Origin of the sequence: Tolypothrix bouteillei VB521301 (genome assembly GCF_000760695.4) — a bacterium.
Taxonomy (GTDB): Bacteria; Cyanobacteriota; Cyanobacteriia; order Cyanobacteriales; family Nostocaceae; genus Scytonema; species Scytonema bouteillei_A.
Genome location: NZ_JHEG04000001.1, coordinates 2,047,697 through 2,064,373, shown reverse-complemented (window position 1 = coordinate 2,064,373; position 16,677 = coordinate 2,047,697). Strand labels below are relative to the sequence as shown.

9 protein-coding genes are annotated in these 16,677 nt (G+C 41.8%); 1 reads left to right on the top strand and 8 read right to left on the bottom strand.

From position 1 onward, the window contains the following. Positions 1 to 45: 45 nt before the first annotated feature. The 4 genes from HC643_RS08270 to ppsA form a co-directional block, all read right to left on the bottom strand. The gene (locus HC643_RS08270) at positions 46 to 492 is read right to left on the bottom strand and encodes a response regulator (RefSeq protein WP_038084109.1); all 447 of its coding nucleotides are present in this window, start codon (positions 490 to 492) and stop codon (positions 46 to 48) included. After that, complete coding sequence (locus tag HC643_RS08265) at positions 431 to 2,740, bottom strand: sensor histidine kinase (RefSeq protein ID WP_202048597.1); 2,310 nt, start codon at positions 2,738 to 2,740, stop codon at positions 431 to 433. The genes HC643_RS08270 and HC643_RS08265 overlap by 62 nt, the downstream gene beginning before the upstream one ends. A 384-nt stretch (positions 2,741 to 3,124) precedes the next feature. Continuing rightward, positions 3,125 to 4,804, bottom strand: a complete 1,680-nt coding sequence (locus HC643_RS08260; protein ID WP_050046280.1) for a dolichyl-phosphate-mannose--protein mannosyltransferase — start codon at positions 4,802 to 4,804, stop codon at positions 3,125 to 3,127. A 44-nt stretch (positions 4,805 to 4,848) separates the two neighbouring features. Beyond that, positions 4,849 to 7,347 (bottom strand): phosphoenolpyruvate synthase, encoded by a 2,499-nt coding sequence (gene ppsA, locus HC643_RS08255; protein ID WP_038084115.1) that lies wholly within the window; start codon positions 7,345 to 7,347, stop codon positions 4,849 to 4,851. Between the two features lie 354 nt (positions 7,348 to 7,701). On the opposite strand from ppsA, the gene HC643_RS08250 reads away from it, so the two are divergent. Then, a complete protein-coding gene (locus HC643_RS08250; RefSeq protein WP_038084117.1) occupies positions 7,702 to 8,766 on the top strand; it encodes a tellurite resistance TerB family protein in 1,065 nt (354 codons plus the stop codon). Between the two features lie 117 nt (positions 8,767 to 8,883). On the opposite strand, the gene HC643_RS08245 is transcribed toward HC643_RS08250, so the two are convergent. The 4 genes from HC643_RS08245 to tsf all read right to left on the bottom strand — a co-directional run bounded on the left by HC643_RS08245 (position 8,884) and on the right by tsf (position 16,564). Beyond that, positions 8,884 to 10,815, bottom strand: a complete 1,932-nt coding sequence (locus HC643_RS08245) for a GAF domain-containing protein (protein ID WP_050046281.1) — start codon at positions 10,813 to 10,815, stop codon at positions 8,884 to 8,886. Positions 10,816 to 11,695: 880 nt separating this feature from the next. After that, the gene (recG, locus tag HC643_RS08240; RefSeq protein ID WP_038084119.1) at positions 11,696 to 14,296 is read right to left on the bottom strand and encodes an ATP-dependent DNA helicase RecG; all 2,601 of its coding nucleotides are present in this window, start codon (positions 14,294 to 14,296) and stop codon (positions 11,696 to 11,698) included. 66 nt (positions 14,297 to 14,362) lie between these two features. Next, the gene (locus HC643_RS08235; protein ID WP_038084121.1) at positions 14,363 to 15,379 is read right to left on the bottom strand and encodes a hypothetical protein; all 1,017 of its coding nucleotides are present in this window, start codon (positions 15,377 to 15,379) and stop codon (positions 14,363 to 14,365) included. 240 nt (positions 15,380 to 15,619) lie between these two features. Further along, positions 15,620 to 16,564 carry a translation elongation factor Ts gene (gene tsf / locus HC643_RS08230; RefSeq protein WP_038084123.1) on the bottom strand — a complete coding sequence of 315 codons (945 nt, stop codon included), beginning with the start codon at positions 16,562 to 16,564 and terminating at the stop codon, positions 15,620 to 15,622. Between the last annotated feature and the right edge of the window lie 113 nt (positions 16,565 to 16,677).

The window sequence follows — 16,677 nt, the reverse complement described above, 5'->3', positions numbered from 1 at the left end:
GTTTAAGTATTTAGCATTCATCATTCAGCACTCATCATTCATAATTTATTCTGATGGTAAAGTTACGGTTGCTAGCCAAAACTCTTCTATTCCTTTGACGATTTTGAAAAGCTGGCTGAGGTTGCGGGATTTGGTAATGTAGCAATTCACGTGCAAATCGTAGCTGTGGAAAATGTCATCCTCATTGTGTGAGGTTGTCAGTACGACGACAGGAATGCGTTTGAGTTGTGGGTCGGCTTTAATTTCTGCCAAAACTTCCCTACCATCTTTTCTTGGCAAGTTTAAATCTAGCAGAATAAGGTCAGGACGGGGCGCATCCGCATACTCCCCTTCTTGACGTAAATAAGCCATAGCATCCATACCATCCCTAGCCGTAATGACTTGATGTGGTACTGTACTATTTTTCAATGCTTCTTGGATCAGACGAACATCAGCTTTGTTGTCCTCTACCAAAAAGATTGTTTTGTACTTTTCTTCCGCTTCTGCGCTCACGATCGCGTCCTCCGACTGGAATCGTAAAGTAGAAAGTTGCTCCTTCACCGAGTTGTGACTCTACCCATATTCTTCCCCGGTGACACTCGACAATTTTCTTACAAATTGCCAAACCCATTCCTGTACCTTGGTACTCATCTCGCGTATGCAAACGCTGAAAGATGACGAAAATGCGATCGCTAAACTGCGGATCGATACCAATACCGTTATCCCGCACAGAAAACAACCACTCATCTTCCAAGCGAGTTGCTCCTATATGGATTTCCGGATTCTTGTCACTGCGGAATTTGATAGCATTGCCAATGAGATTTTGGAATAACTGCATCAACTGGGTACTATCAGCCATTACAGTTGGTAAGTCATCATAAGTAATTACAGCCTTAGTTTCACTAACACGCTTGCGTAAATTAGTCAAGGCGCGTTCTAATGCCGTATCTACCTCTATGAGTTCAAACTCAATCGCTTGCATATCTACTTTAGAATAAGCTAGCACATCGTCAATCAGAGTCTGCATGAGACTGACTCCCTCAACAACGTAACCAATAAATTCCTTAGCATCTTCATCGAGTTGTTGGTCGTAGCGCATTTCCAGCAACTGCGCGTAATTTGCCACTTGATTGAGAGGTTCTTGCAAATCGTGCGAGGCGACGTAAGCAAACTTTTTCAATTCAGCGTTGGAACGCTCCAGATCGTGCGCCAGCTGAGCCAGTTCATCAGCCTGACGCAGTACGATATTAACAATTGCTTTTCGTAATTCCAGTGCGGCTTTTATTTCTACATATCGCCACGGCAAAGAGGTTAAGCGAACTGTCTCTTTCCAGAGTTCAAAGGATTTTCGGGGACGCAAGTGCAAATTCCCTTCTGTTTGGCTCAACTCAAAAGCCTTATTGGGATCGCCTCCCCAGTTTACAGTTTGAATAACTTCTGGTCTAAACCACAAAACGTAATTTCGTTTGGAGATGGGAATTGCTAGCAAGCCACTGGCAACATGTTTGAATCTTTCAGCATCAGGATAAATATGTGGCAAAGAATCTGTATAGAAGACTTCTTCTTTGACATTATTCCTCAACCACTGGACTAAAAAGTTCAAATCTTCTTCTTTGGGAGTTTCACCAATTAACGTGTAATTTCCACCAAAGCAGATCGCTGCACCTTGAGCGCTGGTTAAATCGAGAAGGCTGGGCTGGTGTTTCACTAACCCATCAATAAAGTTTTCTTCTTGCGCCATATATTCAACCAAAGCTGATTGAATAGACGCTAACTGCATGCGGTAGTCATAATCTTCCGTTTCTTCTCTAGCTGAAAGTTCTGCAAATATGACTCGACCGAGAAATTCGCACGCTTTTCTTAACTCATAAGCAACGTATTTGGGTGTCTGATGGTGACAAGCAATGAGACCCCAAAGTTTTCCTTCTTTAATCAAAGAAATTGTCAAAGAAGCACCTACACCCATGTTATGCAAGTACTGTATGTGGCATGGAGCCGCACTTCTGAGACTGGAGTTGGTTAAGTCTACCGGACGTTGGGTAACTGGATTATTGATTGGAAAAATTTCTACAGGTTCTGAACGAGTATCCGGTATGATTCTAATCCAATTGGAAACAAATAACCTTCTTGCTGGTTTGGGAATATCTGATTCTGGGTAATGCAAACCCAAGTAAGGTTCTAGATGATCTAGTTTTTCTTCAGCAATAACAGAGCCATGTCCGTCTGCATCAAATTTATAAAGCATTACCCTATCAAATCCGGTGACTTTCCGGACTTCTTGGACAATAATTTGGCAGAACTCCCTAATATTGCTAGTTTCCCCCAGTTGATTAATGGATGCTCTCGCTAAATGATAAAAACTTAAAAAGGGAATATTGTCCTGAGCAATAGCAGGCTCTAATTCCAAAATCAACAATCCTTCTGGGTTGCGATGAAAGACTGCGTCAAAGACTACATATTCATCACCTTTTTTCCGCACCCAAATTTTTGTAGGATTGATGAAATCCAAACTATCTTCTAACAGTCCTGCTTTTATTCTTTCTATTTGAAAAGGATCGAGTAAATCTTCCAGTTTTTGGTGCAGCAAATTTATCGGAGCTATCCCAAATACTGAAGAGACATTGGTGGTAACTTGCAATATAGTTAATTCAGGTTCTTTCAGAACAAGAAGAACTCCATGGGGTTGAACTTGACCGGAAACATGAATGGGTGCTTCTTTTAAGCTAGTTACGTTAATGTCTTGTTGTAAATCCTTAAGCACTATGAACCTCTATTGTTAATAGTAGAGTAACTTTACGTAATTTTGTGAATTTCTGATAAAATTTCTCAAAAGAACACAAACTACAAACTTTTCAGTTTTTGACAGTTGATAAATTTTCAAACAGCAGCACGTATTCTATAAAGTTAACAAAATTTTTCCTAATAGTGACCGCTCGGCTTTCTTTCTACTTTTCCTCAGGACTTTGACTTGCATTACTACAGTAGTGTAGCTTACATTAGTTTAGACGATTGTCAATTTATGTTTCAGATAATAAATATTAAAAGTCAGTGATTGCTTGCACGGCAGATGTGTATTTATGTTAAAAAATCTCTTGAAAAGTTAGGGTCGGCATTGCCGACCCTACTAACAACTAACCACTAACAATTAAATCCAAGAATTAAACCACATCCTCACGGGTCTATACTCAAAATTTGATAGGGGTAAACCTAAATAGATCGGCAACCAGAAAATAAAGGCTGCAATAATCAAAAAGGTAAGAGTCACGCCAACAGCCCAGCTCCTTACGGGTCTAAACTCAAAATTTGATAGGGGTAAACCTAAATAAATCGGCAACCAGAAAATAAAGGCTATAATAATTGAAATGGTAGGAGTCAGGCCAACAGCACGCATTTGAGTATAGTAACTGCGGATGCACCAATCGACAAGCCAAGCGATCGCCAGAAATGCAAAGACCACAGCTGTCATGTAGTGATAGATAAAAAGGCATCGGTTGACTTTTACCCAAGGGAGTAAATTTGCGGCATAATTGACTAAGAAATACAAAACAATCCAAGTCTCGTTGCTGAATTCAGCAGACAGGAAAAAACGTTTTTGCTCAATCCAAAGCTTGGCAAATTGTCGAATTAAGACTCCTAAGAAAAATAAAAGCGCAGCAGCACCAAACCACCATAATAAGGGATTGCCCATGGCATGAACGTCATAAATAACTTTCCCTGCACCTGTAGGAAGAGGAGGACCTATGACAGGAATTGGATCTTTAATACTCGTTGCTGTTTGGTAGAAATACGCCATTGGTCGAATCATGAAAGGCCATGTATACCAAGGAGAACAGTAAGGATGTATTTTAGAGCTATTACCCAGACGTTCGTGAAATCCTAAAATCTGCTTGTGAACTTCTACAAACCCATATCTTGTATCTAAGTGTAGGTGTGGAATCCAGATAAGGCTGTACACAATCGCAGGAATGATTCCTAAAAAAAATAGAATCTGAAAAATATTCAGTTGAGTTAATTTTTTTAGTGGAGTAGGCTTAGCTTCTAGTCTATAGGGGTTTATATATTTCGTCTTTCTTTTGCCAATGGGTAATGAGGTCAAAGATAAAGGCAAAACAGAAGTTTCCTGACTTTCTATTTCAACAGAATTATTTTGAGCATGATGATGAACAAATTCATCTTGGGATTGCTCGTTGCTCTTGACTCTCTTCAAGTGAAAAGATTGCAACCACCGATTTCCCCAAGCTATTATCCACATAAGATAAGCACCTAGCAGAAACCACAAACCGTTCCACTTGGTAGCACAAGAAGCACCAAAAGCGACTCCAGAAATGACTAACCAAAAGGTACGCCGTAAGTGCTGTTTGGCAAGTGCCAGAATCAAACACAATTGTCCCAATAAGCCGAAAATGACAATATATTGATTGATTAAGGCATAGCGGGATTCTACAAGAAATATACCATCACACGCTGCAAACAATGCAGCTAGAAAGGCAAAGCTGCGACGGTAACTGATTTGATAAGCGATCGCCCCAACAATCACAGGAATAAATGAGCCAGAAAAAGCATTGATCCAGCGATAACTGATGGGTGACATCACCGACCCAGTTAACCCATTGACCTGGTTTTGTAAAAAAGGAATGTGATTGGCAATCCAAATTCCTATGGCAATAATGTATTTTCCTAATGGTGGATGACCGTCAAAAAATGGGGTATTGGTCAGATAGTTGTTGCCAAATTTAGCATAGTAAACTTCGTCAAAAACAAGGGTATTGAATCGTCCCAATCCCCAAAATCGGAAGGCGAGTGATAGCAAAAATACACTCGCCATGCTAAGGTAAAATATTTTTTTATTCACTGGTCGCTAGTCATGAGTCACTGTGTATTTTCTACTTTAGCGATCTCCAACATGGTTTTTAACACGGAATCGGGATTGAGGCTAATGGAATCAATTCCTTGTTCCACTAGGAATTGAGCAAATTCTGGGTAATCGCTGGGTGCTTGACCGCAAATGCCAATTTTCCGATTGTACCTTTTAGCAGCGGCGATCGCCAACCTGACCATTTGCTTGACTCCCTCACCGCGTTCGTCGAATAATCGCGACACTAAAGCAGAATCCCTATCCAACCCCAGTGTTAGTTGAGTCAAGTCATTGGAACCTATAGAAAACCCATCAAACACTTGTGCAAACTCGTCAGCCAGAATGACATTATTGGGTAACTCGCACATGACATAAACTTGCAAATCGTTGACACCCTGCTTTAAACCATTTTTTGCCATTTCTTCCAACACCAGACGCCCCTCATTGGGAGTGCGACAGAAGGGAATCATGGGAATTACGTTTGTTAATCCCATCTCGTCCCTCACTCGTCTCATTGCTTGGCACTCCAAAGCAAACGCTTCTTTGTAGCCTTCATCATAGTAACGTGCTGCACCCCGCCAGCCGAGCATTGGGTTTTCTTCTTCTGGTTCAAACTGCTTCCCACCCAACAAGTTAGCGTATTCATTACTCTTAAAATCTGACATTCGCACTATAACTGGTTTGGGATAAAAAGCAGCAGCAATTCTCCCAATCCCTTGAGCGAGGCGATCGACAAAATACTGGGGTTTATCATCATAAAGTGCGGTTATTGTCGCCACTTTATCTTTGACAAATTCATCATCTAGCTTGTCATAATGAATCAGTGCCATTGGATGGGTTTGGATGTGGTTGGCAATAATAAACTCTGTTCTTGCCAAACCGACTCCATCATTGGGAATTGCAGATAGGCTAAATGCTTCTTGAGGGTTACCCACATTCATCAATATCTGAGTGCGAGTGCGAGGTAAATCTTCTAAGGTCACTTCTTGCACTTCAAAAGGCAATAATCCCTCATAAACTCTTCCTTCTTCCCCTTCAGCACAAGAAATGGTAATTTCTTGACCGTTTTTCAAAATTTCCGTAGCATTGCCACATCCTACAATGGCAGGTACACCTAATTCTCGTGCAATGATTGCTGCATGACAGGTACGCCCCCCTTGATTGGTGATAATCGCACTGGCTTTTTTCATAATTGGTTCCCAATCAGGGTCCGTTCTATCTGTGACTAAAACTTCTCCCGCTTGGAAATCTTCAAGTTTGTGTATATCTGTAATCAGGTGAGCTTTTCCCTGACTGATTGCTTCTCCAATAGCACGTCCTATAACTAGTGCTTTTGGCGCTTGAGAATTGGCAATTGGCGATTGAGCTAACTTTTCCCCAGTCCCGATCCCCCATGCTCCGCTCCCTGTAAAACGATACGTCCTTAAAACATTTTGCGTTTTTTGTGATTGGACTGTTTCCGGTCGGGCTTGGACAATAAACAATTCGTTTGTGATACCATCTTTTGCCCACTCGATGTCCATTGGGGTGTAGGTGTTGTGAACTTGAGAATAATGGTCTTCTATTAAACAAGCCCAACGAGCGAGTTGTAAAATTTCTTCATCTGTTAAAGCATATTTATTTCTTTCTATTTGAGGCACTAAGATATTTTTTGTAAATTTTGTGCCATCATCATAGACCATTTTTAATTCTTTACTCCCCAATCTTTTATCAACGATTGGGTTGTAACCTTCTCGTAAAGTTGGTTTAAAAACATAGTACTCGTCTGGGTTAACAGATCCTTGAACTACATTTTCCCCCAAGCCGTATGCTGCTGTAATCAATGCAGAGTTCTTGAAACCCGTTTCGGTTTCAATTGAGAACATGACGCCAGAGCATGCTAGGTCAGAACGCACCATCTTTTGTATACCAACAGCAAGAGCAACGCTAAAATGGTCAAATTTCTTAATATGTCGATAAGAAATAGCTCTATCTGTAAATAAAGATGCAAAACATTTATGACATGCTGCTAAAACACTCTCTACCCCAGTTACGTTGAGATATGTTTCTTGCTGACCTGCAAAACTAGCATCAGGAAGGTCTTCAGCCGTTGCACTAGAGCGTACAGCTACGTCTGTATCTGGATTGTATCGTTTGCACAGAAGCTTGTAAGCTTCCACAATGGCTTCTCTTAGTGGTGTTGGAAATGGTGTGTGGAGTAGTAATGCTCTTGCTTTTTTCCCTCGTTCTCGCAAATTTTTGACATCCTCTACATCTAGGTCAGAAAACAGTTTTCGCAGTTTCTCTTCTAACCCAGCCGATTGAATAAAATATCGGTAAGCATAAGCCGTGGTAGCAAATCCAATAGGTACATTTACACCTTTCGGTGTAAGTTGTTGAATCATCTCACCCAAGGATGCGTTTTTACCACCAACAATTGGTATATCCGCAATCCCAACCTCATCAAACCAGAGAATGAGCGATCGCTCGATAGATGATGAGTGCGATAAAGTATTTTTTGTTGCTGTATCCATCTAAAATAACCCCTTTAAGATTGATCCCTGATTCTTCTCGATCGCCTTCCTATATGTATTATATATCACCGATCTTTTTAATGCCTGTACGTTTTTTTAGATTTCAACCTCATTTATTTAGCTTCACTGACAGACAAAACTTTTTCGGAAAATTGTCTAGCGATCGCTACGGATTCAAATGTTCAAATTAAGTTTTATAAAGATTTTTTTGCCTGACTGCTTCCTGTATGCCTTATCTGTAGCAAGAAGAAAGTTTTACGGAAGATCTAGGATTAGGGGACTCCCTCGCTTGGTAAACTACCCATTAACACTAAAGTTTTGATAGCACCAACAGCTTTTACGGAGGGAGCAGTCATGGGCAAATACGACAAAATCTTTAACTCCACGAAAACAACTAAAGAGAAACTGACCGCACAAGAAGCGGTAGCAGCGATTGGAGTTGTAACTTCGGCGGCTGATTCTAGCTTAGACGAAGTAGATCCAGACTATATAGCCGATATTCTGTGGGAATTTCTAGAAGTTTTTGAAGAATATTCAGATGATCAAATGTTAGAGCTTCTAGATAAACTGATAGCTATAGCGGAAGAAGATAGTGTAGGAGCATTATTTAACGCAGCAAAGAGTTCCCTCTCGGAAGACTTAACACTTGATGCTTATGCGGCGGGGGTTAGCCTTCTTGTTGATGAGGAAGAAATAGTGATTCCGAAAGGAAAAATGAATTTACTAAAAAAGTTACAAGAAGCGTTGGAAATTAAAGATGATGAAGCCAAGGAAGTCAGAGACGAAGTTATAGCCGCTTTTGAAGACGTAGAGGAAGAATTAGAAGATGAAGAATTTCTAGATGATGATGCACCAGGGTTTGATGAAGGTTCCGAACCACAAATGTATGAGTCTCCAGGAAAGAATTTTGTAGTTCCGATTCCTGTAGACACTCAAAGAGGTGGTAGAGTTCAAGCGCAAGAAGGGTTAGTTAGCTTTTCTGATGACTTTGGAACTCTATTAAGAATTGATTACTTTCGCTTGACATCACAGCAAAAAAAGGAAATTGAATCTATAGGACACGAAGAATATCTACGATCGCTTCTCCTAGAACAGTATGTACCTCAAGGAATTGTTGCAAATTTACCAGATGCACGGGTAAAACATACTAAGTACATAGAGGACGCATTGGATGGTGCGTACTTTGTGCTAGTTGATATGCCTGAAGGTTCAAACATTTCTAAAACGGGAAACAACGGAACTGCTAGCAGATTAGATGCCTATCGGGGACTTTTAGGATTTACCAGTGGTAATTTCCTATATATAGTTAGCAGCCAGCGCAGCTTTTTTGATGGAGAAACTCCCGGTTCAATTGAACAAGAGTCTCAAAGGATCGAAGAGAGCATTCTAAATTTCGTTGATACAATCGAATTTACTTAGGAATTGGGGACGAGAGCCTATGGACTGGCGACTGCGAGCTATTACAGATTGGCTCACCCCTTTTCCCAGGCTCCGCCTGGGAATGCCTTTAAGTGGTTTGTCACGTCAGCAAGCAGGCTAGAATCGAGAACTGCTAATATCTTGCCAGCATCCCACAATTTCTATGGGATTTCCTTCAGCATCTGTCACCAGTCTCAGTTCATCATACATCCATCGGTAATAACCGTTCTTGTGCAAAAAGCGGTATTCATAAGCAAAGTGTTTTCGGTGGGTTAACTGCACTAATTCAGCAAGCACGCGGTTCCGGTCATCTGGATGGATGTGAGAAAACCAAAACTGAGAATGGCTTGTAAACTCTTGGGGCTCATATCCCAAAATGTTAAACACGTTATCGCTAACGAAAGTCGCTCCAAAGTATCCCGATGGCTTGCAGCTATAAATAATCGCCGGACTGTAAGCAAGAAGGTGCTGAAGCTGATTTTGGGTACTGAGAAGCAACTTTTCCGTGCGCTTGCGTTCGAGGAGTTCTGTTTGTGCTTGTTGATAAAGTTCGGATTGCTGAATGGCAATTGCCACTTGAGTTCCCAACTGTTTGAGTAAATTAATTTCTACAGGTTCCCACCCTCGTGGCTCAAAACAATGGTTGGCAACAAGGAGCCCCCAAAGTTGAGAAGATGCCCCCGTTCCTCCGTTTTCTACTACAATGGAGACAACTAGATTCGAGCGAATTTGCAATTGTTCGAGCAATGCTATGTGACAAGGTGCAAGATTTGATGTGTATATATCCGCAACAGCTTGAATCTTTCCCTGTTCGTAAAATGGGCGAAGAGAGAGTTCTTGGAAAAAAGAATCTTTGATGATAGTCCCCTGAACGCTCTTGCAACCGGGCGCAAGTGACTCAACCACTATACTACCGGTCCAATCGGGATGAAAGCGATAGATGAAAACGCGATCGCACTGAAGGAATTGCTGCACTTCTGAAACCGTTGTCTTTAAAATTTCCTCTAGATCTAGCGACCGACGAATATGCTTTGCCATTTCTGCCATCAAATGTTCTCGTTGAGTTTGCTGGTATAAAGCAATCTCTGACTGTCTTTGCTGTGTGACATCCGCACCAATACCAATTACCTCCAACAATGTACCGCTATCGTTCCAACGATTGACCGAGTTCCACGAAATCACTCGTTTCTGTCCGTGCTTGGTAGTCAGTCTCATTTCGTAGTTAATCACTTGTCCCTTCTCAAAATCACGGAACAGTTGCTCAACTTGCCAGTATTCGCCATCTGGATAGAAAATATGCCACCAATTTTTTCCCACAAGTTCATCACTGCTATAACCCGTGACTTCACTAACTATGGGATTTACAAAGGTAGTCATCCCATCAGGAGCAATCCCACAAATCAAAGTTGGAGCAGCAGTTACAATATGACTGATGTATTCTTTCTCACGTCGCAAAGCATCTTCTGCGTGCTTGAGCTCTTTCAGATTTCGCGTAATGGATAATTCTGGCTCTACTTCCACAATGGCACGAAAATAGCTTTCTTGTTGCTGCAATGATTTTTTTAAATAGCGAAGTTCTATCTGGCTGACAACCTGACGACTAAGTGCTTCAAGGGCGGTGATTTCCTCTAAGTTAAGTTGGCGCGGTACCCGGTCAATAACACATAATGTTCCAATCCGAAAACCTTGTGGTGTTGTCAAAGGCGCACCTGCGTAAAACCGGATGTGAGGATCTTCAGTGACTAGAGGGTTAGTAGCAAAGCGGGGATCTTGCAACGCATCTGGAACGATCAGTGGCTCTTTATGCAAAATAGCATGGGCACAAAATGCGGCACTGCGAGGAGTTTCAGAAGTTGTTAATCCCACTTTAGATTTAAACCACTGGCGATCGCTATCTATTAAGGTAATCAATGCGATCGGAGTCTTGCAAATGAAAGCCGCAAGACTGGTTAACTCGTCGAATGCTACTTCTGATGATGTATCAAGGATTCGATAGCGCAAAAGTGCTTCAAGCCTCAAAGCTTCATTGTCGGGTAAAACAGATTCCATTGCCCAAGTTTTTAAGCAATACCAGTTAACTGAAGCTTTACAGCCTCGTATTTATCTTGTGCCCTAAATACCAATGGAAATTGACCTAGTCTATCAAAAAGACACAGTTTTTCATCCTTTGGTACAAAACGTTACGGCGCTTTGCTCCGATAGCTAATACTATAAACTGTCTCAATCAAATCCGGTACAATTTCTGCTATTCTCAGCTTTTGTCGCAACACTGTAAGGTAAATTTTAATTCAATACAATTTGTAGATATTTATGAATACATTAATAATAACTTATCGATCCAGAAAAATTAATGAAAGTTTATGAGTAATAGTCTTATTGTTTCCGTTATTCAAGAAGCCTTGCCGGCAATTATCTGGTAGAAGGCTGAATATGAATTGCCTATCCTCATTTAAATTAGATATTTATTTTTGATTATTAAGTATAAGAATATGGATGGATTGAAAGCATTGAAATACCCAGCGCATCGTTGGAGAAGTGGTTGGTTTACCTAGTACACGAAGGCAGAAGTACGATGGCAGAGGAGCCACTGCGGTGGACGGGTTTCACAGGCTACAGCAAGTGGCGTGGCAGAAGGCGCAAAAGCTTTAACTGTTAGCTTTTTCTCTGTTACTAATGGTTGCTTTATTTACGCCGAACTGTACTAGTTGGTTTTTAATAGTAGATTTTGTATGGCTTAAAAGAGGTATAACTAATAACTAACGCAAACAACAATAACGACAACAATCAAGAAATTTACGCGATTATAACAGAGTTAGCCGATATCTTGCACCTACACCCTATAAGGGTGAGGCTATACAAACGAAGCCAGCCTAAGCAGGCTAGAAATTCCAATTTTTCGTGTTATTGATAAAAATATACGCAAAATCAGTTATGTCAAAATTGCCCCACCCATTAACCGCTCGTACCGATATTTCAACTCTTCTTTCATCAAATACCATCGCTCTAAACTTGCGTCTATCTCTATCACCTTTTCTGCTGCTTGTCGCGCTAAAACTAAGACCTCCTCATCTTCTACCAAACTAGCCAAAGTAAAGTCCGGTACACCAGATTGACGAGTTCCTAAAACTTGTCCGGGACCGCGAAAACGCATATCCATTTCAGAGATAAAAAAGCCATCTTGGGACTGTTCCAAAACTCGCAGGCGTTGCTGTGCATCCGGGCTTCTAGAACTGCTCATTAACAAACAGTAAGATTGAGCCGCACCTCTACCAACACGTCCTCGTAATTGGTGCAATTGCGATAAACCAAAGCGTTCCGCATTTTCTATGAGCATAACTGTTGCATTTGGTACGTCTACACCTACCTCTACAACAGTGGTCGAAACTAAAATTTGAGTTTGATTAGCCCGAAATTTACCGATCGCTTCGTCTTTATCCACTGAACTCATGCGACCGTGGAGCAACCCCACCTGAAACTCAGGAAAAATACTTTCTTGTAACTTTTGATGCTCCTCCACTGCCGATCGCACATCTAATTTTTCTGATTCTTCCACCAATGGCAATACCACGTAAACTTGTTGTCCTTTAGCAATCTCTCTGCGGATGAGGTCGTAAGCTTGGGTGCGCTGCTGACTGGTTAGAATATTTGTTTGAATTTTTTGCCGTCCGGGCGGTAACTCATCAATTTGGCTGACATCCAAATCCCCGTGTATTGTGAGCGCCAGTGTTCGCGGAATTGGAGTTGCTGTCATCGTTAGAACGTGAGGTTGCTCGCCTTTTTGTTGTAACTTTGCCCGTTGTTCCACCCCAAAGCGATGCTGTTCATCAATAACGACCAAACCCAAACGTTGAAAATTAACAGGGTCTTGAATCAATGCATGAGTTCCCACCAACAAAGGCAATTCACCAGTTTCTAACTGAGCGTGAATTTGTCTTCTTTTTGCCATTTTTGTAGAACCAGTCAGTAATTCTACTGGTAAATGCAAAAGATTAAACCAACTCACTAACTTACGATAATGTTGTTCTGCCAAAACTTCAGTAGGAGCCATCAGTGCTGCTTGATACCCAGATTGAATAGCCGCCAGGATAGCAATCACAGCCACAATGGTTTTACCAGAACCAACATCTCCTTGAACCAAACGATTCATCGGTACAGATGTTTGCAAATCGTTGAGAATTTCATGAACAACTCGTTGCTGTGCGTTAGTCAGTTTAAAAGGCAATATCTCGTAAAATTTTTCCAGCAACTCTCCTTTAGGTGCAAGAACAGCACTGGTTTGGCTTGCCTTGGCATAGTGTTGCCGTTGTAGTAAACTCAATTGCAAGTAAAAGAATTCGTCAAAAACAAGACGACGACGGGCTGCTTGCAGGGTCATACTATCGGAAGGAAAGTGAATGTTAGCAACCGCTTCCTTCAATTCCATCAATTCATACTTACCTCGCAACCCACTTGGTAAGGGATCTTTGAGAGAGGAAGCACAAGGTAAAACAGCCGTAACTGCTTGACGCACGAGATCCGCACCAACACCCTCTGTTAAGGCATAAACTGGTAAAACTCGATTGATACTGAGTGACTCTATCGTATCGCCGGGATGCGCTAAAACTTCTATTTCTGGATCTTCTAGAGTTAACCCATACTTGCTTCCTTTAACCAATCCACACGCTGCTACAATACTACCCTGAGGATAGCGCCGCTTTAAACTTTCTTGCCATGCGCGACTGCTATAGCGCGTACCTGCGAAAAACCGACTAATCTTAATGCGTCCGGTATTATCGCGCAGCGATAATTCTAAAATTGTTAGCTTTTGATTTTTAGGGCTGCTAAAGCAATTGCAACTTTTGACTGTTGCGACTATCGTTACGGTCTCCCCCGCCTCCAACTCGCGGATATGAGCTTGACGGCTATAATCAATGTGGTCGCGGGGATAGTAAAAAAGCAAGTCGCGCACTGTCTCCAAGCCAAGACGCTCTAAACTTCCTGCTTTTTTGATTCCTATTTCTGGTAATTCCCTGAGTTTTTGGTCAATTTTGGGAGCTAGTCTCCGACTCACTTCGGCAATGATTTTGGATTGGGGATTGGGAATTTGAGAACTCGGAGTTCCCGCAACATGGGGATTGGGGGTTGGAGATTGGACGCTAGGAGTTGGGGCTTGGGAAGAAAGAATTCGAGAGTAGGTGAATGAGGATGAAGGAGATGAAGATGAAGGGGACGAAGGAGATGATGGAGATGAAGAAGATACGATTGTTTCCTTATCAACAGTTTGCTGTAATTGATAAAGATATTTGCGAGTTTCTGAGATTAAACGCTGTCTATCTTGCAAGCCCAGATTGGAATAATTAGCGAATTCAACAGATAATTCTTGCCAGCGACGCCGTTCATTGGTGGGCAAACCCGTGGGAAATTTGCCGAAAGTTAGGGTAAAAAACTCACTGAAGCGGTACTGCTTACCCATTAAATCGGTAAAACCTTGTTCTGATTCTATAGCTAGGGCTTTCTGTAATCGTATCCAATCTGGCTTGTCATTCATCATCGGATTTAAAATTTAGGATTTTGGATTTGGGATTTTGGATTGAATCTAAAATCGAAAATCCAAAATCTAAAATTCATCAGACCAAATAGCACGCCATGCTGCTTCTGCTTCAGCAATTGAGCGTTCTCGCTGTTTCTTTTGGTACTCTTGTGCTAGCTTATTTAGTTGAACGAGAATACTTCGGATCTGCTTGCGACAGGATGACAGGGTTACGTCATTAAACTCAATTTCTCCAAGTCGCAGGTTAAGAGCCATAATCTGTGTCAAATTGGGTTCTTCTGACTGCTGTTCGCCATCAACTTCAATGACTAAGCTGAGTAAGTTAGGTGGTCCTGGCATTACTTCAGTAGCAGCTTCAGAAGCAGCAGCTGCTGCTGCTTCCAAAATCGGTTCCGGTAATTTTTTAGGCAGTATCCCGCATCTCTGTAACAGAAGATTGGCATCACGTGAAACCAATTTCAGCTTATCTTGCATTGCTCTTTCCAAGCCATGCTGCCATTTGAGTATTTCGATGGGATTCGCGGAGTTGGGAAATGGAGGTAGGGGTACTGGCGATCGCGACGACAAGGAAAGGAAGGCGGATACAGCCGAGCGAGGGGACAAGGGGGGCGAGACAAACAATGAGGAATTTTCTCCTTTGTCGCTTTCTTGTTTGCTTGCTTCAACACTCGTCACTTCCTCTTTTGTACCATCTTCCCCATCTTTCTTATTTTCCCCTTGTTTCTCATCGTCCTCATCTGGCTCATTGTCCTCATCTTCCCGTTCTTCCTCATTCTTCTGTTCTAGACTGGCTTCCTGCTGCTCGCTTTTCATTAAAGCTTGCAACTGTTCGGCTGTTTGCTGACCGAACTTCCGGACTGATTGTTGCAATTGCTGGCGCTGATTTAAGGACAAACTCAAGAAACTTTCAGGGTACCCTTGGGTACATAGGTGGTAAGTTGCTTGATTTAACTGTTGCTGTACAGTTTTTCCCAAAGTCGTTAAATAGTTGGCGTAAGCATTGTGAAGTTCTTTAGCGATCGCCCGAATCGCCTCTTCTAATGCCTGAATATCCCGTTCTATTCGTTCAATAGCTCTTGCCATATCTTTAGTTTACCGCCCATCTGAACCGAATATGGTACAAATGCACTTAATTATTGTAGGATAAATTTGTTTAAGGACGCTAGTTTAATATATCAATAAATATTTTTAGTAGGTGGGCACTGCCCACCTACATCAAACAGTTAGTACTGCCCAATACAACTCCTCTCAACACGCATAAAGACGCTTGCGAGGGTGGCTTCCTTACGCCTAATGGTCATCTTTTAGGTAAACAAAGTAATTTTACTTAGTACCCATTTGAGCAGCCACTTCTTCAGCAAAATTGCTTTCTTGCTTCTCGATCCCCTCACCCAGTACATAGCGAGTAAAGCGACGGACTTGGACGCTTCCGCCTACTTGTTTTGCACTTTGCTTGATCAATTCCTCAACAGTGATACTTTGATCGCGAATGTAAGGTTGATCCAGCAAAGTCATTTCTTTGAGGCGTTTTTCAATTCGTCCCTGAACAATCTTTTCCTTAATGTTCTGTGGCTTGTTACCCAAGTCATCACGCCCCATTTCGATGTCTTTTTCCTTTTGAACAACATTAGCAGGAATTTCATCGACGTTGACATATTCAACGTTAGGGCAAGCTGCTATTTGCATGGCAACATTGCGTGCTAGAGTTTGGAGATGCTCGTTTCCAGCCCCTGCTTCAGCTTGGCTGTTCAGTTCAACCAACACACCGACGCGACCGCCCGTGTGAATGTAACTGTCTATAACTCCTTGTGTCCCTTCTGCAAGGTCAAATTTGGTGAATCGGCGAACCTGAATGTTTTCACCTAACTGGGCAATAGTTTGCTTGAGATAATCTTCAACCTTGACGCTTTGATCTTCTATATAAGGTTGAGTCAATAAGGACTCAACACTGTCAGCATTCGCCGCTTGTTTTGCCAAGTTCTGAACAAGGGCTTTGAAAGCATCATTACGGGCAACAAAATCAGTTTGGCAGTTAACTTCTATAACTACGCCAACACTTCCACCCGGTTGAATATAATTGTCCACTAGACCTTCTGCTGCAATCCGTCCTGCTCCCTTCTCGGCTTTTGCAATACCTTTTTGGCGCAGCCACTCGATAGCTTTTTCTACATCACCATCAGTTTGTTGCAGTGCTTTTTTACAGTCCATCATACCAGCACCAGTTTTCTGGCGTAGCTCTTGGACGATTTTTGCAGATATTTCCGCCATGTTGCCTCAATTCCTACTTAATGGTTAAGAGCTAATTGCTAATTGCTAATTGCTAATTGCTAATTGCTAATTGCTAATTGCTAATTGCTAATTGGTTTTTACCATTAACTATT

Excerpts from the sequence above, each read along its gene's own strand:
- HC643_RS08260 (WP_050046280.1), bottom strand. The coding sequence starts at position 4,804 with ATGGCGAGTGTATTTTTGCTATCACTCGCCTTCCGATTTTGGGGATTG.
- tsf (WP_038084123.1), bottom strand. The coding sequence starts at position 16,564 with ATGGCGGAAATATCTGCAAAAATCGTCCAAGAGCTACGCCAGAAAACT.
- recG (WP_038084119.1), bottom strand. The coding sequence starts at position 14,296 with ATGATGAATGACAAGCCAGATTGGATACGATTACAGAAAGCCCTAGCT.
- HC643_RS08235 (WP_038084121.1), bottom strand. The coding sequence starts at position 15,379 with ATGGCAAGAGCTATTGAACGAATAGAACGGGATATTCAGGCATTAGAA.
- HC643_RS08245 (WP_050046281.1), bottom strand. The coding sequence starts at position 10,815 with ATGGAATCTGTTTTACCCGACAATGAAGCTTTGAGGCTTGAAGCACTT.
- ppsA (WP_038084115.1), bottom strand. The coding sequence starts at position 7,347 with ATGGATACAGCAACAAAAAATACTTTATCGCACTCATCATCTATCGAG.
- HC643_RS08250 (WP_038084117.1), top strand. The coding sequence starts at position 7,702 with ATGGGCAAATACGACAAAATCTTTAACTCCACGAAAACAACTAAAGAG.